The following is a 21,338-nucleotide window of genomic DNA, read 5'->3' as shown; positions in this document are numbered from 1 at the left end:
TATTGAATTCGGTGGGGGTGGCCCATGCTTGACCGCGAAGGCTACCGCCCCAATGTCGGCATCATTCTCGTCAACACTAGAAACGAGGTCTTTTGGGGCAAGCGTATCAGGGAACATGCATGGCAGTTCCCCCAGGGCGGCATCAAGTATGGCGAAAGCCCGGTGCAGGCCATGTATCGCGAACTCCATGAAGAGGTGGGCCTGAAGCCCGAGCATGTCCGTATTTTGGGGCGTACACGCGATTGGTTACGTTATAACGTGCCCGATCACTTTGTCCGGCGTGAGTGGCGTGGCCACTATAAAGGACAAAAACAGATTTGGTTCTTGTTGCGCCTGGTGGGACGTGACAGTGATGTTTGCTTGCGCGCGACGCAGCATCCGGAATTCGACGCCTGGCGCTGGAGCCAGTACTGGGTTCCGCTGGATGCCGTCATCGAGTTCAAGCGAGACGTCTATACCCAGGCGTTGAACGAGTTGTCGGCTATCCTCTTTCGGCGCCATCACGAAACCCGCTACCTGCGCCAACGAGTGCATGGTCAGCGGGCTGCAGAGAATTTGCCCGAAGGAACGGACGGTCATGCGCATATTGTTGGTTGAAGACGAACGGGACATGGCGTCCTGGCTGATGCGCGCGCTCGCCCAGAGCGGGTTTGTGCCCGATCACGCGGCGGACGCGCGCACGGCTGAAGCCTTCATGGCGGGCACCGAATACGATGCCATCGTCATGGACTTGCGCCTGCCCGACAAGCATGGTCTGGTCGTCCTCCGGGAAATGCGCAACCGTGACGACCGCACGCCCGTCCTGCTCCTGACCGCGCAAGGTGCGCTGCAGGACCGTGTGCGCGGCCTGAATCTCGGCGCCGACGACTTCCTGACCAAGCCCTTTGCTCTCGAAGAACTCGAAGCGCGCTTGACCGCGCTCGTGCGCCGCAGCCGCGGCCGCCAGCATCCGCGCCTGCAGTGCGGCTCGCTGTCCTACGACAGCGAAAGCCGTGCGTTCACGCTGGACGGATCGCTGCTGTTCCTGACGCCGCGCGAACACGCCGCCCTGGCGGCGCTGCTGACGCGCAGCGGCTACCCGGTGGACAAGTCGCAATTGTTCGGCAAGGTCTTCACGCACGACAGCGAAGCCAATCCGGACGCCATCGAGGTCGTGCTGCACCGCCTGCGCAAGAAGCTGGCCGGCAGCGACGTGCGCATCGTGACCGTGCGCGGGCTGGGCTACATGCTGGAAAGCGTCGCCAGCGAGTCCGCGGAACCCTAAGTGAGCCTGCGGATTCCCGGACTGCCGCGCGTCGGCATCCGCGCGCTTCTCATCATCCTGCTGCTGCCCGGCGTGGTGGTGCTGCTGGTCATCGACAGCCTGAACGACTACCGCACCCTGGCCGAGATCACCAACGAAGCCTACGACAGCGCGCTGGTTGAACCTGCACGGGTGCTTGAAAGCAGCCTGGAATTCACCCCGGACGGCAACCTGCAGGTTGCCACGCCGCTCTACGCGCAGGTCATGCTCGAATCGCGGGCGGGCCTGCGCAAGTATTTCCGCATCGAGGAAATCGATCCGCCCTTGCCCGACGGGGCGCCCGTGCCCCAGACGCAGGGCAAGACGCTGCTGGGCATGCCGGAAATGCCGCGCCCGCCGTCCTGGCCCCGGTCCAACGGCCAACCCATCTTCTACGACAGCGTGTACCGCAACGATCCCGTGCGGGTCGTTTCCGTGGTGCGCGATCTCTATTACCAGGGCCAGCATCGCCAGGTGCTGGTGGTCGTGGCCGAAAGCACCGGCAAGCGCATCGAGGCCGAGAACAATGCGCGGCGCCAGGAGATCCTGCGCGATTCACGCATGCTGGCGCTGGTCGTGCTGCTGGTCTGGTGGGGCGTGTCGTGGGCCTTGAAGCCGCTGCGCCGGCTGCAGGCCGACATCCGCGGACGCCGGCCGGACGACCTGACGCCGCTGGACGCCTCGCGCGTGCCCAGCGAAGTCGCTCCGCTCGTCGAAGCCGTCAATCACCACATCGCCCGCTACCGGCGGGTGCTGGACGAGCAATCGAACTTTCTTGCCGACGCCTCGCATCAATTGCGCACGCCGCTCGCCATCATGCTGACGCAGGCGCAATACACGCTGCGCGAACGCGATCCAGCGCGCGTGCGCGAGGGACTTCGCGCCATCGTCGACCAGCTCGGGCGCACGCGCCGGCTGACCGAACAGCTTTTGTCGCTGGCGCACGCAAACCAGGCCGGCCAGACCCCGCGGCAGTTGCTCGACATGAACGCGGTCTCGCGCGAGGTCGTCTTGCAGTACCTGCCGCTCGCGCACGAAAAACAGCAGGATCTGGGCTGGGTGCAGGCCGATGCCGAAGACGGCCAGGACACGCCGGTGCCGGTGTCCGGCAACGAGGCCGAGCTGCACGAGGCCTTGTCCAATCTCGTGCACAACGCGATCCATTACGCGCCGGTCGGCGCGCAAATCACGGTCTCCGTCTGCCGTGCCGACAACAGGGTCGAGGTCGCCGTCTCCGATAATGGGCCGGGCCTGGATCCCGTCATGCGCACGCGCGCCTTCACACGGTTCGAGCGCGTGGGTACGGACAAGCCGGTGACCTCCTCCGGTTCTGGCCTGGGCCTGGGCATCGCGCGCGCCTACGCCCGGCGCAACGAGGGTGACATCGAACTGCGCGATGGCGAGCCCAACGACCAGGGCGGCGTCGGCCTCGCGTCGGTGCTGTGGCTGCCGCTGGCGCCCACCGTGTCGCAGTATCCGCGGCCCGCCGAGGTCCAGCTCAAGGGCGATCAATAACCGGGCGATCAATAACCGGGCGATCAATAACCGGGCGATCAATAAGGCGGCGCTCACCAGCGCCTTCCTCGACGCTCAATCCATCAAGGTCCGCTTCCCCACTACCCGCTTTTTTCGCGGCTTCGCGCATGCCGATCAGGGATAACCCCCGGATTCAGGAATGCGACAGCGCATAGAAAGCGGATTAGCAGCTTCCTTCCGTAATCTGCGATCCGGCCTGTCGTCAGGGGCCGGGCGCTGTCCGCTTCGTGCAGCGCATGAAAGGCCGGCGCTGTCCGGCACAAGGAAGGAGGACGGAAGTGAAAAAGACAATCAACAGAAAGGACTATTACGGCGGCGCGCTGATGGTCCTTATCGGCATGGCCGCGATCTATGGCGGCACCGACTACCACATCGGCTCGCTCAGCCACATGGGTCCGGGATTTTTCCCCGCGGCGCTCGGCGGCCTGCTGGCGCTCACCGGCCTGCTGATCGCGATGTCGGCGCGCTCGGCCGAACCCGCGGCCCCGGCGCCCGCCGAAGGCCATCCCACCGGCATGCCGGACATCCGCGGCAGCGTCTGCATCCTGCTCGGCATCCTGGCTTTCCTGCTGCTGGGCCATTACGGCGGCCTGCTGCCCGCCACGTTCGCCATCGTTTTCATCTCAGCGTTGGGCGACCGCAAGAACACGATCAAACAGGCCATCCTGCTGTCGATCACCATGTCCGCGATCGCGGTCGTCGTTTTCTGGTGGGCGCTGCAACTGCAGCTTCCGCTGTTCCGCTGGGGTTGATGCGCCATGATTTCTCAAGCTTTGGTAGACCTTTGGTACGGCTTCGGCGTCGCGTTCCAATGGCACAACCTGATGTGGTCGTTCTTCGGCGTGCTGGTGGGCAACCTTATCGGTGTGCTGCCCGGCATGGGCGCGCTGTCCGCGATCTCCATCCTCCTGCCGCTCACCTACGTCATGCAGCCCGTGCCCGCCATCCTGATGCTGGCCGGCATTTTCTACGGCTCGCAATATGGCGGCGCCATCGGCGCGATCCTGCTCAACCTGCCTTCGCATCCGCCGCACGCGGTCACGTGTCTTGATGGTTATCCATTGACCAAGCAGGGCAAGGGCGGGACAGCGCTCGGCATCACGATGATCTGCTCGTTCTTCGCGGCATCGGTCGGCATCATCGTCATGATCTTTGCCTCGCCGCTGCTGGTGGAAGTCGCCTTCAAGTTCGGCCCGACCGAGATCTTCTCGATCATGCTGCTGGGCCTCTTGGCGGGCGCCACCATGTCGCGCGGCTCGCCGCTCAAGGGCGTGGCGATGACGGTGTTCGGCCTGATGTGCGGCGTGGTCGGCACCGACGTGAACACCGGCACGATCCGGTTTTCGTTCGGCCTGCTCGACCTGTCCGACGGCCTTGAACTGGTCGCGATCTCGATGGGGCTGTTCGGCGTTGCCGACTTCCTGATGAGCGTGAACCGCATGACCATCATCGGCAGCGGCGCCAAGCTGCGACTGCGCGACATGCGGCCCAGCAAGCAGGAGCTGATGACCGCTTTCTGGCCCATGGTGCGCGGCACGGCCGTCGGCACGCTGTTCGGCGCCATGCCCGGCACCGGCCCGACCATCACCACCTTCGTCGCCTACGCGCTGGAGCGCAAGGTCTCCAAGACGCCCGAAAAGTTCGGCACCGGCATGATCGCCGGCGTGGCATCGCCGGAAGCATCGTCGCATTCGAAGACGCAGGTCGACTTCATCCCGACGATGAGCCTGGGCATTCCGGGCGACGCCGTGATGGCGCTGATCCTGGGCGCGCTGCTGATCCAGGGCATCCAACCCGGCCCGCAGCTCATCACCGAGCATCCGGACATCTTCTGGGGCCTCATCGCCAGCTTCTGGGTCGGCAACGTGCTGCTCATGGTGCTGAACGTGCCGCTCATCGGCGTGTGGGTCAAGCTGCTGCAGGTGCCGTACCGCTACCTCTTTCCCTCGGCGTTGTTCTTCATCGCGGTGGGCGTGTACAGCACGCAGAACAGTCTCTTCCAGATCTGGGAAGTGCTGGCTTTCGGGGTTATCGGCGCGGTCCTGATGACGCTGGAGTTCTCGGTGGCGCCCATTCTGCTGGGCTTCGTGCTCGGCCCCATGGTCGAAGAGAATTTCCGCCGCGCGTTGCTGCTGTCGCGCGGTGACCTGGCCGTGTTCGTCGAACGTCCGATCAGCGCATGGTTCATCGGCGCCAGCGCCTTGCTGATCGCGCTGCAGGTCTGGGCGTTCCTGCGTCGCAACAAGGGCAAGAACAAACCTCAGCTGCCGCAGACGGCCTGATCCCCCGGCTTGCTTCTGGCACACGCGGCCCGGCTTTTGCCGGGCCGTTTGATTTGTGCGGCGGCATCCCTCATGCTTGGGGTTTTCATCGCCCGCGCACTGCCACCATGCACATTCTCTTTGCTTGTCCCCATCACGATGCTGACGCCTGGGTGCCTCGCCTCGAGGCCGCCATGCCCGGTTGCCGTATTTCGGTTTGGAATCCCGACGGCCCGCCGTCTGGTGCGGAGGTCGCGCTGGTCTGGCGTCCGCCGGCCCAGCTCTTCCAGCACGAAACCGGTTTGCAAACCCTCTTCAATCTGGGTGCGGGCGTCGATGCCTTGCTGAAGATGCCGGAGATCCCGGCCCACGTTCGCATCGTGCGTCTCGAAGACGCCGGCATGGCCGCGCAGATGGCCGAATACGCGCTGTATGCGTTGCTGCGCGTCTCGCGCGATTTCGAAGCCTTCGATCAGGCGCAGGCACGCCAGCATTGGGACACCCGCGAGGGCACCCGGCAGGCGGACTGGCCCGTGGGCGTTCTCGGGTTGGGGCAGGTCGGTGCGCGCGTTGCGCAAACCCTGGCTGAATTCGGCTATCCCGTGGCCGGCTGGTCGCGCTCGCCGCGCGAGATCCCGGGTGTTGAATCCTTCGCTGGCGAGGCCGCCTTGCCGGCCTTCTTGGGCCGCACGCGTTTTCTGGTCAACGTGCTGCCGCTGACGCCCGACACGCAAGGCATCCTCAACCGCGAAACGCTGTCGCAGCTGCTGCCTGACGCGCATCTGGTCAACGTGGGACGCGGCGAGCATCTGGTCGAAGACGATCTGGTGCAGATGCTCGAAGAGGGCGAAATCGCGGGCGCCACGCTCGACGTCTTCCGCACCGAACCGCTGCCGAAAGACCACCCGTTCTGGCACGACCCGCGCGTCCATGTCACGCCGCATATCGCCGCGCGCACGCTGCGCGACGAAAGCATCGAACAGATCGCGGGCAAGGTCGCGCAACTTATGCGCGGCGAATCCATCACCGGCGTCGTGGAACGCTCGCGCGGCTACTGAGGCGCGGGCGTCACGGCTTTCTCAAGCCGCTCGTACATCGAGGGCAGGCGCTGCGACAGAAAATCCAGCAGCGTCCGCACGGCAGGCATCATGCCCCGCCGTGACGGATAGATGCAGTGCACGATGCCCTCGGGCGATTGCCATTGCGGCAGCACCGGCACCAGCTGCCCGCGGCGCAGTTCCTCCTGCGTGGCGATCGACGGCAGCAACGCGATGCCGCGTCCGCGCACGGCCGCTTCCGTCAGCACTATGAAGTCGTTGCACGACAGTTGCGGCTTCAGTTCGATCTGCACCTCCTCGCCCTTGTCATTGCGCAGCGGCCACCGCACTTCGTTCTGCGGATCGCTGAAACTCAGCGTCACGTGCGACGCCAGGTCCTGCGGCGTATCGGGCGCGCCGTGGCGCTGCAAGTATCCGGGGCTGGCCACCAGCGTGCCGCGCGCCGTGCCCAGATGCCGGACGACCAATTCGGCGTCCGTGTCGAGCTTCGTGCGGACCCGCAGCGCCAGGTCCACGCCTTCGCGGATCAGATCCACCCGCCGGTTGGTCACCAGCAGTTGCACCGATATTGCGGGCCACGCGTCCAGAAATTCCGGCAGCAGCGGCGCCAGCACGTCCTGCGCGATCGACACCGGGCAGCTCACGATCACCGGGCCGGTCGGCTCCGCCTGCAACTGCCGCATCGCGTCGTCCGCCGCGCGCGCCGATGCGGCCATCTCCCGGCAGTAATGCAGATAGCGCTCGCCGGCGGACGTCAGCCGAAGCCGGCGGGTGGTGCGCTGCAAAAGACGCACCCCCAGGCTCTCTTCCAGGTGGGAGATACGGCGGGATAGACGGGATTTCGGAATGTCCAGCGCGCGCGCTGCGGCGCTGAAGCCTCCTTGCTCGACGACTTGCGAAAAGTAGTAGAGGTCATTGAGATCTTGCATGATTGTTCTATGTTTGGAACGAACAGTTCATCATACCCGTATTTATGTATTCAATCGGTCCTACTACAGTGTCGCCATGCACAACGGATCTGCCAACGCCGCCCAAGCGGCAAGGCCCCGCCCGATCATCCTGACGGGTGCGGCGCTGACAGATCCAGACCGTCCACACCGGGCGCGCCCACTGGAGATATCTGCAATGAAAACCCTGGTCATCCTTTCCTCGATTCTCGGCGAACGTTCCAACAGCAAGCAATTGGCCGATCACCTGATCGCCCGCATCAAGGCGTCGAACCCGGCCTCGGCCATCAAGGTTCGCGACATCGGCGCGCAACCCATTCCTTATTTCGACGGCAACACCGCTGGCGCCCTGTTCACGCCCGCTGAATCGCGCTCGGTCGAGCAACAGCGTCTGGTCGAACTGAGCGACACGCTAGTCGCCGAAGTGATGGAAGCCGATCGCATCGTCTTCGCCGTGCCCGTGTACAACTTCAACCTGCCGGCGCAGTTCAAGTCCTACCTGGATCACCTGGCGCGCGCCGGCGTCACGTTCCGTTATACGTCGGAAGGCGTGCCCGAGGGGCTCGTCAAGGGTAAACAGGTGGTCGTGCTGACCGCGCGCGGTGGCAAGGCGGAAGGCACGCCGTCCGACACGATGACGCCTTACCTGCGCCAGATGCTGGCGTTCCTGGGAATGACCGAAGTCACCTTCATCGCCGCGGAAGGCATGGCCATGGGCGAAGTGGCCGCGCTGGAAGGACTGGCCCTGGCCAAGCAACGCATCGACGCGCTGCTGCCGGCTGCCAGCGAAGCCTCGCTCGCCGCCTGACCCGGCGGCGCTGCCGTATCAAGCAAAAAGGCGAGCCGGAAGGCTCGCCTTTTGCATTGGGCCAGGACGGCTGGCTTAGTCGCGCAGACGCTTGATGAGGCTGGAGGTGTCCCAGCGTCCGCCGCCCAGTTTCTGGACGTCGCCGTAGAACTGATCCACCAGCGCGGTCAACGGCAGGCGCGCGCCGTTGTTGCGCGCCTCCGCCAGCACCAGGCCCAGATCCTTGCGCATCCAGTCCACCGCGAAACCGAAGTCGAACTTGTCGTCGACCATGGTGCCGCCGCGGTTCTCCATCTGCCAGCTCTGCGCCGCGCCCTTGCTGATCACGTCCAGCACCTGCTTCATGTCCAGCTCGGCCGCCTGGCCGAATGCGATCGCTTCCGACAGGCCCTGCACGATGCCGGCTATGCAGATCTGGTTGACCATCTTGGCAAGCTGGCCGGCGCCCGGGGGGCCGACCAGCGTGACCGCGCGGCCAAAGCACTGCGCGACGGGCTGGATGGCGTCAAACACCGCCTGCTCGCCGCCGCACATGACCGTCAGCACGCCATTGACGGCGCCTGCCTGACCGCCCGAGACGGGGGCGTCCACGAAGTTCAGGCCCAGCTCCTTGGCTTTCGCGTGCAGTTCGCGCGCCACGTCGGCGGACGCCGTGGTGTGGTCGACGAACACGGCGCCCGGCGCCATGCCGGCGAACGCGCCGTCAGGACCCAGCACGACGCTGCGCAGGTCGTCGTCATTGCCCACGCAGGCAAAGACGATCTGCGCGCCGGCAACGGCTTCGCGCGGGGTGGCCGCGCTATGCCCGCCAAACTCGGCGACCCAGGCCTGCGCCTTGGCGGGGGTCCGGTTGTAGACCGTGACGTCATGCCCGGCGCGGGCCAGGTGACCGGCCATGGGCAAGCCCATCACGCCCAATCCGAGGAAAGCGACTTTCTGGGCTACGGCTGCGTCGTAGCTCTTGGTACCGATCGTTGCCATGCAATGGACTCCGCTGAATAAGGGTAGGTCTGTTTCAGGACACTAACCTTAACGCAATCAAAAGCCGGCGGCGAGTCCATCTCTGCGGCTATCGCTGGCGCTGACGTAACCGTCCACGGCCGGATCGCCCAACCGCCAGATGAACTGCCCCGATCCAAAGTCCATGTACGGCTCGTCCATGCCTTGCAGGACATGGCCGCGCTCCCGCAGTCCCTGTGCAACGGCAGGGGATACCGTCGGCTCCAGGTCCACCTCCAGGCCCTGGTTCCACTTCCAGCGCGGTGCATCGCAAGCGGCCTGCGGCTGCTGGCGGTAGTCCAGCATGCGCACCAGCGCCTGCATCTGGCCCTGCGGCTGCATGTTGCCGCCCATGACGCCAAAGCTCATCACCGGCGCGCCATCACGCATCAGAAAGCCCGGAATGATCGTGTGGAACGGCCGCTTGCCGCCCGCGACCACATTGGCGTGCTCGGGATCGGCGCTGAAGCAGTGGCCACGGTTCTGCAGGCTGACGCCCGTGCCCGGCACCACGACGCCGGATCCGAATCCCATGTAGTTCGATTGGATGAAGCTGACCATCATCCCGTTGCGGTCGGCGGCGGTCAGGTAGACCGTGCCGCCTTGCGGCGCATGGCCGGTCGCGAAAGTCTGAGCCTGTCGCGGATCGATCAGTCGCGCGCGCTCGGCCAGGTAGTCGGCCCGCAGCATCTCTTCCGGGGCGACCCGCATGTGGCGCGCGTCGGCCACGTGCGCATAGACGTCGGCAAACGCCAGCTTCATCGCTTCGATCAGCATATGCTGCGTCTCGGGATGATCGATCGGACGCGCCGCCAGATCGAAGTTCTGCAGGATGCCCAGCGCAATCAGCGCCGCGATGCCCTGGCCGTTGGGCGGAATCTGATGCAGCGTATGGCCGCGGTACGCCTGGCTGATCGGCGTGACCCACTCTGGGGTGTAGTCGCTCAGATCTTTCAGCGTCAGGGCCGCGTCGTGCGCTTGCGCGTGTGCCACCAGCTTGTGAGCGGTCTCGCCTTCGTAGAAGTCGCGCCCGCTGGTTGCCGCAATGCGCTTGAGCGTCGCCGCCGCGCCTTGCAGCACGAAGTGTTCGCCGATGTGCGGCGCACGGCCGCGCGGCAGGAAGTGGTCGGCAAAGCCGGGCTGCGGTTGCAGCACGTCAGCCTGCGCGGTCCACTTCTGATGCACCATCGGCGTGATCGCAAAGCCGCGTTCGGCGTATTCGATGGCGGGCGCCAGGATGTCGGCGAAAGACAGGCGGCCCAGCTTTTCGTGCAACGCAGCCCAGCCGGCCACGCAACCCGGGACGGTCACGCTGTCCCAACCCCTCGCCGGCACCGCGCCCTGATGCTTGCGCCGGAAGTAGTCCACGTTCCAGGCGGCAGGCGCCGGTCCGGAAGCGTTAAGTCCATGCAGCTTGGCGCCGTCCCAGATGATGGCAAAGCAATCTGAACCCAAACCGTTGCTGACGGGTTCGACCATCGCCAGGGTTGCCGCCGCGGCAATGGCCGCGTCCACGGCATTGCCGCCTTGCGCCAGGATGCGCAGGCCCGCCTGGGCAGCCAGCGGCTGGGAGGTGGCGACGACGTTGCGGGCAAAGACAGGCGTGCGGGTACTCGTATACGGATTCTTCCAGTCGAAATTCATGTCGAATCATCGCGTGGGGTAAACCCGTAGCTTAACGTAGATGAAATCGGCTATGTACGATTTGTTGCTGTAGGTAATTTTCAGTAGTTTTCAGCCGAATGCACGACGTTCGCGCAAAGAAAAACCCCCGAGCAAGGCCCGGGGGTTTTTTTTAGCAGGACAGGGCGCCACACAGGCGGCGCGTTGTGCCTTTAGTCTTCTTCGACGAAGGTTTCTTCGCGCTTCTTGCGGATGGCCGGCAGGGCCACCAGGATCACCAGGAACACGGCGACGGCCAGCAGGGATGCCGACAGCGGACGCGTCACGAAGGTGGAGAAGTCGCCGCGCGACAGCAGCAGGGCACGGCGGAAGTTTTCTTCCATCATGGGACCCAGCACCAGGCCCAGCAGCAGCGGGGCGCCTTCGCACTTCAGCTTCGACCACACATACCCGATGATGCCGAACATGGCCGTGGTGAAGATGTCGAACGGGTTGTAGTTAAGTGAATACACACCGATCGTGCAGAACACCAGAATCGCCGGGAACAGGATGCGGTAGGGCACCTTCAGCAGCTTGACCCACAGGCCGATCAGCGGCAGGTTCAGCACCACCAGCATCAGGTTGCCGATCCACATCGAGGCGATCAGGCCCCAGAACAGCTCCGGATGGCTCGTCATGACTTGCGGGCCGGGCTGGATGTTGTGGATCGTCATGGCGCCCACCATCAGCGCCATCACGGCGTTGCCGGGGATGCCAAGCGTCAGCAGCGGAATGAACGAGGTCTGAGCTGCAGCGTTGTTCGCCGATTCCGGACCTGCCAGGCCGGCCGGGTGGCCCTTGCCGAAGCGTTCCGGATTCTTCGAGATCTTCTTTTCCAGCGTGTAGGAAGCGAAGGAGGACAGCACCGCGCCACCACCCGGCAGGATGCCCAGGGCCGAACCCAGCGCCGTGCCACGCAGCACGGCCGGAGCGGCTTCCTTGAATTCCTGCTTGTTCGGGTACAGCGTGCCGATCTTGTCGGTGATGTCGACGCGGTTTTCCTTCTGCTCGAGGTTCGTCATGATTTCGGCAAAGCCGAACACGCCCATGGCCACGATGGCGAAGTCGATGCCGTCTTGCAGTTCCGGCACGCCGAAGTCGAAGCGGGCGACACCCGAGTTGACATCGGTACCGACCATGCCGAGCAGCAGGCCCAGGATGATCATCGCGATTGCCTTGGGCAGCGAGCCCGAGGCCAGCACCACGGCGCCGACCAGGCCCAGGCACATCAGCGAGAAGTATTCGGCAGGACCGAACTTGAACGCGACTTCAGCCAGGGGAGGCGCAAAGGCAGCCAGCAGCAGCGTGGCAACGCAACCGGCAAAGAACGAACCCAGCGCGGCAATTGCCAGCGCGGCGCCCGCCCGGCCGTTGCGGGCCATCTGGTGACCGTCCAGCACGGTCACCACCGCTGACGTTTCTCCTGGCAATGCCACAAGAATCGCCGTCGTGGAGCCGCCGTACTGGGCGCCGTAGTAAATACCCGCCAGCATGATCAGGCCGGCCACCGGGGGCAGCACGTACGTGATCGGCAGCAGCATTGCGATGGTCGGAACGGGGCCGATGCCCGGCAGCACGCCGATCAGCGTCCCCAGAATGCAGCCCAGCAGTGCGTAAAGCAGGTTCTCGGGCGTGAACGCCACCGAGAAACCCATCATCAGGTTGTCAAACAATTCCATGACCGGTTGCTCCTCAGTTCATGCCCAGAAACGACGGCCACAGCGGGAAAATCAGCCCCAGCCCCTTGATGAATGCCAGGTACGTGAACACCACCAGGAAGATGCCGTTGGCAACAGCGACCTTCAGGTTGAATTCATGGCTGGCAAGACTGCTGACGACCACCAGCACGAACACCGAGATGTACACGCCCAGCAGCTTCAGGACCAAGCCGTACAGAACGACGGAGCCCACCACCAGGAAGACGATGCGCCAGTCGAACTTGTCGACGTGAGTTTCATGGGCTTTCTTGGACAGCGAGCCAAGCAGCACGATGGCGCCGAGCAATGCAAGAACAATGCCTAGCCAGAAAGGAAAGTACCCTGGGCCCATTCGGGCAGCAGTACCCATTTGGTAGCTGCTGGCCTGCCAGGCGAATCCCAGTCCGAGAGCGATGAACATCACCCCCGACCAGAAATCCTGTCGATTGCGTAGCTGCATGATTGGTTGGCTCCTGTTTACAGCATGTAGATAAAAGAGGTTTGTAGCCGGATGGACGCTCGCCGAAAGGCGAGTGACAGGCACAAAAAAGGCACTTCGGGGTGCCATTAATTATTCTGAAAGCGACGTCGTGGTTTCTTGAAAGGCCGAATGGTAATGGACGCCCGCCACGCTGCAAACCCTGTAAGGTCTGTGAAAGGCTGGGGTTTTCCCTAGAATTGGGGAACTCCCGATCCCCGTTTGTAACGCGGTCAGAAGTTTGAGGGCTTTTTGAAAGCTAAGTGAAAGTTTATAGAAAGATTCACGAAAGCCGGATCGGCCGGATGCGGCAATTTCGACGGATGGGGACTTTTCTTGGCAGGCAAGAGCCGGTAACCTTCGCGCGCCAAAACCCAACCGTATTTCCTACTGAATATTGCCGGGTTTCTCACCTTGCGTGAAGAGGCCCGGTCCAACCCAGGATGGTTTACGATAGCGCCCATGCTGCAAGATCTAGACCAACTCGCCGCCCGAATCGGGCAACTGGTGCAACGCACCCGCCAACTCCACGCCGAGCGTGACGCGTTGCGTCTCCGCCTGAACGACTTCGAAGCCGAGCAGCGTGTGCTCAAGCAGCGCGCTGCTGATCGCGAGGCCGAGGTCGTCACGCTGCAAAGCAAGCTTCAAGATAACGACGGCGCCGTCTCGGCCATGCTCGAGGACGCCAAGCGGGCAGAAGCCGCGCTGCGCGAGCAACTCGCTCGCGAGACCGCCGAGCGCCAAGCGCTCGAATCGCGCTTCGCCGCGCGCGAAAGCGAACTGCAGGGCAACTTGCAATCGCGCGACACAGAACTACAGCGCTTGCGTGTGGCCGCCGCTTCGGCCCGCGAGCGCATCGACGCCGTCCTGGCCCGCTTGCCGGGTGCGCCGTCCGGAGAGCAACACTAAATGGAACGTGTAGACGTATCGATCCTCGGCCGTGAGTATTCACTTGCGTGCTCCGCCGAAGAAAAGCCCACGCTGCTGGCTGCCGTGCGCCATGTCGATCAGCTCATGCTGCGCATCCAGGGCACGGGCAAGGTTTCCAGCAACGAACGCATCGCTGTGATGGCTGCATTGCAGATCGCTGGCGAGCTGCTTGCAATGAAAGCGCCGGACGGTCCGCTGGGCGGTTTGGCGGTCGGCGACTTCAAGCGTAGAATTGAGGACATGAACGCAGTACTCGATGACGCCTTGTCGGGTCAGGAAAAACTGCTCTAACGTTCATAAGCTGCATTCAAGATTTTCAAGTTTGTCCCTGCCGTGTTCGTGACTAGGCCATACATTCTCTGAACCTATGTCTTTTTGGCATATTGGTTGCGGGAGTGCAGAGCTGGAGTGATTGTCTCTTGCAGACGAACCCGATGCTCTTCGGAACGCGACCACCTTGAACCTCAGGGTTCGAGATGCCGGCCTTGACGGCACAGGCGGGGCATCTATCCCAGCGGACCTGCCATGGAGCAGGTCCGCGTCGGGTGCCTCTCGGCAATTCCCCTTCGTCCTCCCACATAGGACCAGTCCATGTTCAAACACCCCGTTTTTTCGCTCACCAGGCTTGGTGCGGCGTGCGCAGCCGTGGCCGCCATCGCTGTGGCCCAACCCGTTTTCGCTCAGGCTCAGGCGCCCGCACCGGCGGCCGCTGCCGAGTCCGCCGCGAACCGTTCGCCGGAGCTGACCTTGCAAGCGATGGCGTCGTCCGAGGTCAAGCAGGACACCGTCCGCATCGCCCTGTCCGCCGAAGTCGAAGCGCCGGATCAGCCGACCGCCGGCCAGAAGCTGACCGCTGCGCTCGAAGACGTGGTCAAGCGCGCGCGCGACACCAAGGACGTGGAAGTGCGCACCAGCAACTTCAACGTCTGGCCCAACATGAACAACAAGGGAAAGATCGCCTCGTGGCGCGGCCAGGGCGAGATCGTGCTGGAATCCAAGGACTTCGCGGCTGCCGCGGCCTTGGCGTCCAAGCTTTCCGACAAGACCGCCATTTCCAACATCAGCTTCTCGCTGTCGGATGCCGCGCGTGAAGCCGAAGAGCGCAAGCTTCTCAAAGAAGCGGCGCAGGCCTTCAAAGACCGCGCATTGGCCGCGGCCAACGCGTTCGGTTTCTCCGGCTACCGCCTGTCCAAGCTGGATCTCGGCGGCTCCGGTGCTCCCGCGCCGATGCCGCGCATGATGGGCGCGGCCATGGCGAAGGGCGGTTCCTTCAGCAGCGCCGACGTCAGCGTTCCCCTTGAAGCAGGGAACGTGACGGTCAGCGTCGCCGTCAACGGGACGATCGTTTTGCAGTAAGGCTGAACATGATGGCGCCCAAGGCGACCATCGGCAGGGACAGCCACTGTCCCATGCTCAATCCCCCCGCGAGCAGACCCAGGAAGTTGTCCGGCTCGCGGGTGAACTCCACCAGGAAGCGGAACGTTCCATAACCCATCAGGAACAATCCGCTCACCTGTCCCAGCGGGCGCGGCTTGCTCGAAAACCACCACAGCAGCGCGAACAGCACGATGCCTTCCAGGCCCAGCTCATAGAGTTGCGAGGGATGGCGGGGCAGGCCGTCGCCGCTGTCGGGAAACACCATCGCCCACGGCACATCGGTGGGACGGCCCCACAACTCGCCATTGATGAAGTTGCCCAGCCGGCCAAAACCCAGGCCCAGCGGAATCAACGGCGCGATGAAATCGCTGATTGCAAAGAACGGCAGGCCCTTCTTGCGCGCAAACAGCAGCATCACCAGGATCACGCCGATCAGGCCGCCGTGGAAAGACATGCCGCCCTGCCACAGGTACAGCACTTCCAGCGGATGCGAAAGGTAATAGCCTGGCTTGTAGAACAGCACATATCCCAGCCGTCCCCCCAGCACCACGCCCAGCACGCTATAAAAGATCAGGTCTTCCAGGTCCCGCACGTTCAGCGATGTAGTGTGCCCGCTCTTGATGCGATGGCGGCCCAGCAAATACACGAGCGCGAAGCCCGCCAGGTACATCAGCCCATACCAATGAATGGCGAGCGGCCCGATCTGCAGGGCGATGGGGTCGATTTTTGGATATTCCAGCATGTTCTGCCCGACACAATAAAGTTGAATGATAATAACCGGCGAGCACTGAAGATTCGCATGCCAAGCGAGCCAGCTTCCCCGGGTGCGTTCGCCATGTCCGCGCCCCGACGGCCGACAGGAGACACTGACCATGCCGCACAACGAACGTTCCCGCCACATTACCGAAGGCGTCGCGCGCGCACCCAATCGCGCCATGTACTACGCGCTGGGCTACAAAGAAGCAGATTTCCAGAAACCCATGATCGGCGTGGCCAACGGCCATTCGACGATCACGCCCTGTAATAGCGGCTTGCAACGGCTGGCCGACGCCGCCATCGACGCGATCCGCGCGTCGCGCGCCAATCCGCAGGTGTTCGGCACGCCCACCATTTCCGATGGCATGTCCATGGGCACCGAAGGCATGAAGTACTCGCTGGTGTCGCGCGAGGTCATCGCCGACTGCATCGAAACCGCCGCGCAAGGCCAGTGGATGGACGGCGTCGTCGTCATCGGCGGATGCGACAAGAACATGCCCGGCGGCATGATCGCCTTGGCGCGCACCAACGTGCCGGGCATCTATGTTTACGGCGGCACCATCAAGCCGGGCCGCTACAAGGGCAACGATCTCACCATCGTGTCCGTGTTCGAGGCCGTTGGCGAATACACCATGGGCCGCATGCCCGAAGAAGATTTCAAGCAGATCGAGAAATGCGCGATTCCCGGCTCGGGCTCCTGCGGCGGCATGTACACCGCCAATACGATGAGCTCGGCATTCGAAGCCATGGGCATGAGCCTGCCGTATTCCAGCACGATGGCCAACGAAGACGAGGAAAAGGTCACATCGGCCGCCGAGTCCGCGCGCGTGCTGGTCGACGCGGTCAAGCGCAATCTGCGCCCGCGCGACATCATCACGCGCGAAGCCATCGAGAATGCGGTGTCCGTCATCATGGCCACGGGTGGCTCCACCAACGCGGTGCTGCATTTCCTGGCCATCGCACACGCCGCTGAAGTGCCGTGGACCATCGACGACTTTGAACGCATCCGCCGGCGCGTGCCTGTGCTGTGCGACCTGAAGCCGTCCGGCAAGTACGTGGCCACCGACCTGCATCGTGCCGGCGGCATTCCGCAAGTCATGAAGCTTCTGCTCAACGCGGGCCTGCTGCATGGCGATTGCATCACCATCACGGGCAAGACCATCGCGGAAACGTTGGCCGACGTACCCGACGTGCCGCGCGCGGATCAGGACGTCATCATGCCGATCGATCGCGCGCTCTATCCACAGGGGCACCTCGCTATCCTGAAGGGAAATCTCTCGCCGGAAGGCTGCGTCGCAAAGATCACTGGGCTGAAGAACCCCGTCATCACGGGGCCCGCACGCGTGTTCGATTCCGAAGACGACGCGATGACGGCCATCATGGCGCAGCAGATCCGCGACGGCGACGTCGTCGTCATCCGCTACGAAGGCCCGAAGGGCGGTCCGGGCATGCGTGAGATGCTGGCGCCCACGTCCGCGCTTGTGGGGCAGGGGCTGGGCGAAACCGTGGGTCTCATCACAGACGGCCGTTTTTCCGGCGGCACCTGGGGCATGGTGGTGGGCCACGTCGCGCCCGAAGCGTACGTGGGCGGTCCCATCGCCCTCATCCAGGAAGGCGATTCGGTTACCATCGATGCCCACAAGCTGCTGCTGCAGCTCAACATCAGCGACGAAGAGATGGCGGCTCGTCGCCAGGCCTGGGTCCAGCCCAAGCCGCGTTATACACGCGGTGTGCTTGCCAAGTTCGGCAAGCTCGCCAGCACCGCCAGCCGTGGGGCAGTAACCGATGCGTTTGAAGATTAGTCTGTTGTTGGCCGCGGCCGGCGCCCTGGGCGCTGGCGCGGTGCATGCGCAAACCACTGGCCTGGATCTGGCCAAGAGCAAGGCCTGTATGGCCTGTCATCAGGTGGAAGCCAAACGGGTCGGGCCGCCCTTGAAGAGCGTGGCGGAACGATACGCGGGGCAGGGCGACGCCATGGTGGATTACCTGGCGGGCAAGATCCGCGGCGGTGGCCGCGGCGCCTGGGGCGCGGTGCCTATGCCCGCCCAGACCCACGTCACGCCTGAAGACGCCCGCGCTTTGGCCGAATGGATCTTGTCGCTGGCACCGGCAAAGCAGTAGCCTTATTCTTATGCCCCGGCACCAAGCCGGGGGCGCCGGCCGCGCGCAGCGGCCGTCTACAGCAAAGGAATCGTCATGGCAGAACAACCATCACCGGGCAATGAAGTCGCCGTACTTGGCGGCGGTTGCTTCTGGTGCGTCGAAGCAGTGTTTGTCGATCTGCGCGGGGTCAAGAGCGTCTTGCCGGGCTACGCGGGCGGACACGTCGACAATCCCAGCTATGAACAGGTCTGCGGCAAGGACACCGGCCACATCGAAGTCGCGCGCATCGAATTCGATCCAGCCGAACTCTCTTACAGCGATCTGCTGCGCGTCTTTTTCGCCACCCACGATCCCACCACCCCGGGTCGCCAGGGCAACGATATCGGCCCGCAGTACGAGTCCGCCATCTTCTGGCAGAACGAATCGCAGCGCGAGCAGGCCGAAGCCGTCATCGCCGAGGTCGAGGCGCAGAAAGTCTACGATGCTCCCATCGTGACCAAGCTGCTGGCGCCGGCGCATTTCTGGCAGGCCGAGGACTATCACAGCAATTATTTCGCCTTGCATCCCGAGCAAGGCTATTGCCAGTTTGTGATTGCGCCCAAGGTCGCCAAATTCCGTAAGCAATTTCAGGATCGCCTGAAGCGCTGAGCGGCGGCAATCGTTTCGCGTGACTGAAGGCCCCGTACGGCGGAAAGCGTTCCGCCGATCAAAGCGGGGCCTTCTCGCATGTGGGGCTTTTTTCCACGCGGTGCTTTTCCCGATGCGTCGCGAGTCAGATTGACGATCGCCCAAAGAAAAACCCCGCTTCGCAGCGGGGTTTTGGGCAAGCTTGGTAGACGCACGCCTGGCGCCCGTCTGCAAGTCTTATTCCACGGACTTCACAACGCCACGGCGCATCTGGTCCAGCTCGATGGATTCGAACAGGGCCTTGAAGTTGCCCTCACCAAAGCCGTCGTTGCCCTTGCGCTGGATGATCTCAAAGAAGATCGGACCGATCTGGTTTTCGGTGAAGATCTGCAGCAGCAGTCCGCCGTCCGGCGCGCCATCCAGCAGGATCCGGTTCTTCTGCAGGCGATCCACGTCTTCGCCGTGGTTCGGCATGCGGCGATCCAGCAGTTCGTAGTAGGTCTCCGGCGTGTCCAGAAACACGACGCCCGTCTCGCGCAGCGCTTCTACCGTCGCATAGATGTCATCGGTCGCCATGGCGATGTGCTGGATGCCTTCGCCGCGGTACAGATCCAGGTACTCCTGAATCTGGCCTTTCTCGTCGGTGCCTTCCTCGTTGATGGGAATGCGGATATTGCCGCAAGGCGACGTCATCGCCTTGGACTTCACGCCCGTCACCTTGCCTTCGATGTCGAAGTAACGCACTTCACGGAAGTTGAACAGGCGCTCGTAGAACTCCGACCATTCGGCCATGCGGCCCTTGTGCACGTTGTGGGTCAGGTGGTCGACCAGCGTCAGGCCCGCGCCGCGCCAGTTGACGTCGGTCTGCGCATTGGCCGGATCCAGCGGAATGAAGTCCACGTCGTAGATGCTGATGTCGCCAATGCCGCCGTGGCCTTCCTTGCCGGCCCAGCGGTCCACCAGATAGATCAGCGAATCGCCAATGCCCTTGATGGCAGGAATGTTCAGTTCCATCGGCCCGCTATGGGAATCAAAGCCCCACGCGCCAAGTTCCAGCGCACGCTTGTAGGCGGCGTTGGCGTCCTGCACCCGAAAGCCAATCGCACAGATCGACGGGCCATGCAGGCGAGCAAATCGTTGAGCGAAGGAATCGGGCTCGGCGTTGATCAGGAAGTTCACGCCGCCTTGGCGGTACAGCGTCACGTCCTTGTGGCGATGCTTGGCAATGGCCTTGAAGCCCAGCAACTCAAACACCTTGCGCAGCGCGGCGGGGTCCGGCGCGGCATATTCAATGAACTCGAACCCGGCGGTGCCCATCGGGTTGTCCCAGGGTTGGAAAGCGCTGCTCATAAGTCTGCTCCCTTGCATGTTTTGTGAGGACGACTTGTTCTTCAAGTCTAGACGCAGATTGTAGGTACGAAGGCCGGGCAGACAATTGCAAAGATGGCGCGAAAGGCAATGACTTGAGCAATAATATTGCTCGTTTTCGAATTAGAGGGGTTGAAGATGTCCGGAATTGAGCTAGACAGGACAGATCTAAGGATTCTGGCTGAACTGCAGCGCGACGGACGCCTCAGCAATCAGGAGTTGGCGGACCGCGTCTCGCTGTCGCCCAGCCCCTGCCTGCGCCGAGTGCGGCGTCTTGAAGAGCAGGGCTTCATCAAGAAATACGTGGCGCTCATCGACGCGGCCAAGGTAGGCCTCGGACTGCTCGCGTACGTCAATATCCGCCTGAACAAGCACAGCGGATCCAGTCACGCACCCATGAGCGACTTCGCACGCGACGTCCAGCTCTGGCCGGAAGTCGTCGAGTGCTATGCCATGTCCGGCGACATGGACTATCTGCTTCGCATCCAGGTTGCCGATCTGGCGCACTTCTCTCGCTTCGCCATGGACACCCTCATGCGCCACCCGGCGGTGGTGGACATGCGTTCCTTCTTCGCGCTCCAGCAGATCAAAGAAACGACGGAGCTTCGTATATAGACTCAATGAGCGGGGCGGGTGCCGCCGTCGAAGGCATCCCCATACCTTCTATATATATAGAGGCGAGCCCGCACGCTCTATATAGATAGATACCGAAGAACGCCGGCTCAGCGGCTTGCCCGCAACTGCGTCGCCAAAAAGAATCACATTTCTGCAAAATGGGTGTCATGCTGATCGCACACGCCAAATTTCTGTGCTATAGTCTCGCTCCTTCGCTGCTCCAACAGTTTTGAACAGCGAAGCCAAGCAGGTGCAACAGGTTCGTGGGTTTCCCCGGCCTGCCGCAAAGGCAGTCAGAAATGAGGCCGAGCGGTTATTGCAAAGATCGACGCAAATCAGGCAAAAGCCAGTTGCAAGATCTGCAAAAATTGTGCTATAGTCTTGGGCTTGGCTGGTGATGACGAATCAGGGTTTACCCGGATCGATGTTTCAGCCACCTGTGCGGTAATCAGCCTTCGGGTTTCCCGAAGCCGCTTGAAAGCTAAGCGGGGTTGCAAGATGCGGTGCAAATCAGGCAGAAGCCAGTTGCACAATCTGCAAAAGCTGTGTTATAGTAGAGGGCTTGGCGGTTGCCGAAAAATTAGGGTTTACCCTGACGTTTCGATAGTCGCTACGCGCTGAGAAATCAGCGCCTCGATTTTGAAGTTAAGTAGTACAGAATTTAGCAGTACCGCTCTTTAACAATTAAACAACCGATAAGTGTGGGCGCTTGATGCGAGTGCGGCGGTTTGGGTTTCGGCCTGGATCGCAAGCACAAGAAATCAAGTGCTCACTAGAAGTGAAGTACCTTAGACGTCAAGTTTAAGAACATACCTCACTTCCTTTGAGTAGCGA

Annotated in this window: 21 protein-coding genes and 1 other RNA gene; 15 read left to right on the top strand and 7 right to left on the bottom strand. The window is 62.9% G+C overall.

Going from position 1 to position 21,338, the window contains the following annotated elements; genetic code table 11:
- Nucleotides 1-24: 24 nt before the first annotated feature.
- The 6 genes from HV681_RS23700 to HV681_RS23675 all read left to right on the top strand — a co-directional run bounded on the left by HV681_RS23700 (nt 25) and on the right by HV681_RS23675 (nt 6,137).
- The gene (locus tag HV681_RS23700) at nt 25-597 is read left to right on the top strand and encodes an RNA pyrophosphohydrolase (protein ID WP_056327909.1); all 573 of its coding nucleotides are present in this window, start codon (nt 25-27) and stop codon (nt 595-597) included.
- The gene (locus HV681_RS23695; RefSeq protein WP_056327910.1) at nt 578-1,264 is read left to right on the top strand and encodes a response regulator; all 687 of its coding nucleotides are present in this window, start codon (nt 578-580) and stop codon (nt 1,262-1,264) included. Before HV681_RS23700 ends, HV681_RS23695 begins: the two co-directional genes overlap by 20 nt.
- On the top strand, nt 1,265-2,797 hold the full coding sequence (locus HV681_RS23690) for a sensor histidine kinase (protein ID WP_175125350.1): 1,533 nt from the start codon (nt 1,265-1,267) through the stop codon (nt 2,795-2,797).
- 344 nt (nt 2,798-3,141) lie between these two features.
- Nucleotides 3,142-3,570: a tripartite tricarboxylate transporter TctB family protein gene (locus tag HV681_RS23685; protein WP_175125501.1), complete on the top strand. Its 429-nt coding sequence runs from the start codon at nt 3,142-3,144 to the stop codon at nt 3,568-3,570.
- Nucleotides 3,571-3,576: 6 nt separating this feature from the next.
- A complete protein-coding gene (locus HV681_RS23680; RefSeq protein ID WP_175125348.1) occupies nt 3,577-5,100 on the top strand; it encodes a tripartite tricarboxylate transporter permease in 1,524 nt (507 codons plus the stop codon).
- A gap of 107 nt (nt 5,101-5,207) precedes the next feature.
- Nucleotides 5,208-6,137, top strand: a complete 930-nt coding sequence (locus tag HV681_RS23675; protein WP_175125346.1) for a 2-hydroxyacid dehydrogenase — start codon at nt 5,208-5,210, stop codon at nt 6,135-6,137.
- Here the strand turns inward: HV681_RS23675 and HV681_RS23670 are convergent.
- Nucleotides 6,131-7,066, bottom strand: coding sequence for a LysR family transcriptional regulator (locus HV681_RS23670; protein ID WP_175125345.1), 936 nt, complete (start codon nt 7,064-7,066; stop codon nt 6,131-6,133). The two genes, HV681_RS23675 and HV681_RS23670, sit on opposite strands and share 7 nt — an antisense overlap.
- A 196-nt stretch (nt 7,067-7,262) precedes the next feature.
- Here HV681_RS23670 and HV681_RS23665 point away from each other — a divergent pair, with 196 nt between their 5' ends.
- Nucleotides 7,263-7,892 carry an FMN-dependent NADH-azoreductase gene (locus HV681_RS23665; RefSeq protein WP_175125342.1) on the top strand — a complete coding sequence of 210 codons (630 nt, stop codon included), beginning with the start codon at nt 7,263-7,265 and terminating at the stop codon, nt 7,890-7,892.
- A 75-nt stretch (nt 7,893-7,967) separates the two neighbouring features.
- Here HV681_RS23665 and HV681_RS23660 read toward each other — a convergent pair whose 3' ends face one another.
- The 4 genes from HV681_RS23660 to HV681_RS23645 all read right to left on the bottom strand — a co-directional run bounded on the left by HV681_RS23660 (nt 7,968) and on the right by HV681_RS23645 (nt 12,710).
- A complete protein-coding gene (locus HV681_RS23660; protein WP_175125340.1) occupies nt 7,968-8,873 on the bottom strand; it encodes an NAD(P)-dependent oxidoreductase in 906 nt (301 codons plus the stop codon).
- A 57-nt stretch (nt 8,874-8,930) separates the two neighbouring features.
- Nucleotides 8,931-10,535 (bottom strand): gamma-glutamyltransferase family protein, encoded by a 1,605-nt coding sequence (locus HV681_RS23655; RefSeq protein WP_175125338.1) that lies wholly within the window; start codon nt 10,533-10,535, stop codon nt 8,931-8,933.
- Between the two features lie 191 nt (nt 10,536-10,726).
- Nucleotides 10,727-12,232, bottom strand: coding sequence for a tripartite tricarboxylate transporter permease (locus HV681_RS23650; RefSeq protein ID WP_175125336.1), 1,506 nt, complete (start codon nt 12,230-12,232; stop codon nt 10,727-10,729).
- Nucleotides 12,233-12,245: 13 nt separating this feature from the next.
- Nucleotides 12,246-12,710 (bottom strand): tripartite tricarboxylate transporter TctB family protein, encoded by a 465-nt coding sequence (locus HV681_RS23645; RefSeq protein ID WP_175125334.1) that lies wholly within the window; start codon nt 12,708-12,710, stop codon nt 12,246-12,248.
- Nucleotides 12,711-13,190: 480 nt separating this feature from the next.
- On the opposite strand from HV681_RS23645, the gene HV681_RS23640 reads away from it, so the two are divergent.
- From HV681_RS23640 to HV681_RS23625, 4 genes are all read left to right on the top strand, one after another.
- Nucleotides 13,191-13,637: a hypothetical protein gene (locus HV681_RS23640; protein ID WP_175125332.1), complete on the top strand. Its 447-nt coding sequence runs from the start codon at nt 13,191-13,193 to the stop codon at nt 13,635-13,637.
- Nucleotides 13,638-13,949 carry a cell division protein ZapA gene (locus HV681_RS23635; protein ID WP_076518838.1) on the top strand — a complete coding sequence of 104 codons (312 nt, stop codon included), beginning with the start codon at nt 13,638-13,640 and terminating at the stop codon, nt 13,947-13,949.
- A 31-nt stretch (nt 13,950-13,980) separates the two neighbouring features.
- A non-coding RNA gene (gene ssrS, locus HV681_RS23630) (6S RNA) lies at nt 13,981-14,166 on the top strand.
- Nucleotides 14,167-14,249: 83 nt separating this feature from the next.
- Nucleotides 14,250-15,014 carry an SIMPL domain-containing protein gene (locus tag HV681_RS23625; RefSeq protein WP_175125330.1) on the top strand — a complete coding sequence of 255 codons (765 nt, stop codon included), beginning with the start codon at nt 14,250-14,252 and terminating at the stop codon, nt 15,012-15,014.
- On the opposite strand, the gene lgt is transcribed toward HV681_RS23625, so the two are convergent.
- Nucleotides 14,989-15,777 (bottom strand): prolipoprotein diacylglyceryl transferase, encoded by a 789-nt coding sequence (gene lgt, locus HV681_RS23620; RefSeq protein ID WP_056327922.1) that lies wholly within the window; start codon nt 15,775-15,777, stop codon nt 14,989-14,991. The two genes, HV681_RS23625 and lgt, sit on opposite strands and share 26 nt — an antisense overlap.
- Nucleotides 15,778-15,907: 130 nt before the next feature.
- Between lgt and ilvD the strand changes: the two genes are divergently transcribed.
- From ilvD to msrA, 3 genes are all read left to right on the top strand, one after another.
- Nucleotides 15,908-17,593, top strand: a complete 1,686-nt coding sequence (gene ilvD / locus HV681_RS23615; protein ID WP_175125328.1) for a dihydroxy-acid dehydratase — start codon at nt 15,908-15,910, stop codon at nt 17,591-17,593.
- Nucleotides 17,577-17,912 (top strand): c-type cytochrome, encoded by a 336-nt coding sequence (locus tag HV681_RS23610; RefSeq protein ID WP_175125326.1) that lies wholly within the window; start codon nt 17,577-17,579, stop codon nt 17,910-17,912. The genes ilvD and HV681_RS23610 overlap by 17 nt, the downstream gene beginning before the upstream one ends.
- 75 nt (nt 17,913-17,987) lie before the next feature.
- Nucleotides 17,988-18,542: a peptide-methionine (S)-S-oxide reductase MsrA gene (gene msrA / locus HV681_RS23605; protein ID WP_175125324.1), complete on the top strand. Its 555-nt coding sequence runs from the start codon at nt 17,988-17,990 to the stop codon at nt 18,540-18,542.
- Nucleotides 18,543-18,758: 216 nt separating this feature from the next.
- Here the strand turns inward: msrA and hppD are convergent, their stop codons facing one another.
- Nucleotides 18,759-19,871 carry a 4-hydroxyphenylpyruvate dioxygenase gene (gene hppD / locus HV681_RS23600; RefSeq protein ID WP_175125322.1) on the bottom strand — a complete coding sequence of 371 codons (1,113 nt, stop codon included), beginning with the start codon at nt 19,869-19,871 and terminating at the stop codon, nt 18,759-18,761.
- Nucleotides 19,872-20,027: 156 nt separating this feature from the next.
- Here hppD and HV681_RS23595 point away from each other — a divergent pair, with 156 nt between their 5' ends.
- Nucleotides 20,028-20,504 carry an Lrp/AsnC family transcriptional regulator gene (locus HV681_RS23595; protein WP_056566859.1) on the top strand — a complete coding sequence of 159 codons (477 nt, stop codon included), beginning with the start codon at nt 20,028-20,030 and terminating at the stop codon, nt 20,502-20,504.
- Nucleotides 20,505-21,338 lie beyond the last annotated feature (834 nt).

The organism is Achromobacter animicus, assembly GCF_902859585.1.
GTDB classification, from domain to species: Bacteria; Pseudomonadota; Gammaproteobacteria; order Burkholderiales; family Burkholderiaceae_B; genus Achromobacter; species Achromobacter animicus.
Note: the sequence above shows the minus strand (reverse complement) of the source record. Positions and strands in the feature narration are given on the sequence as shown.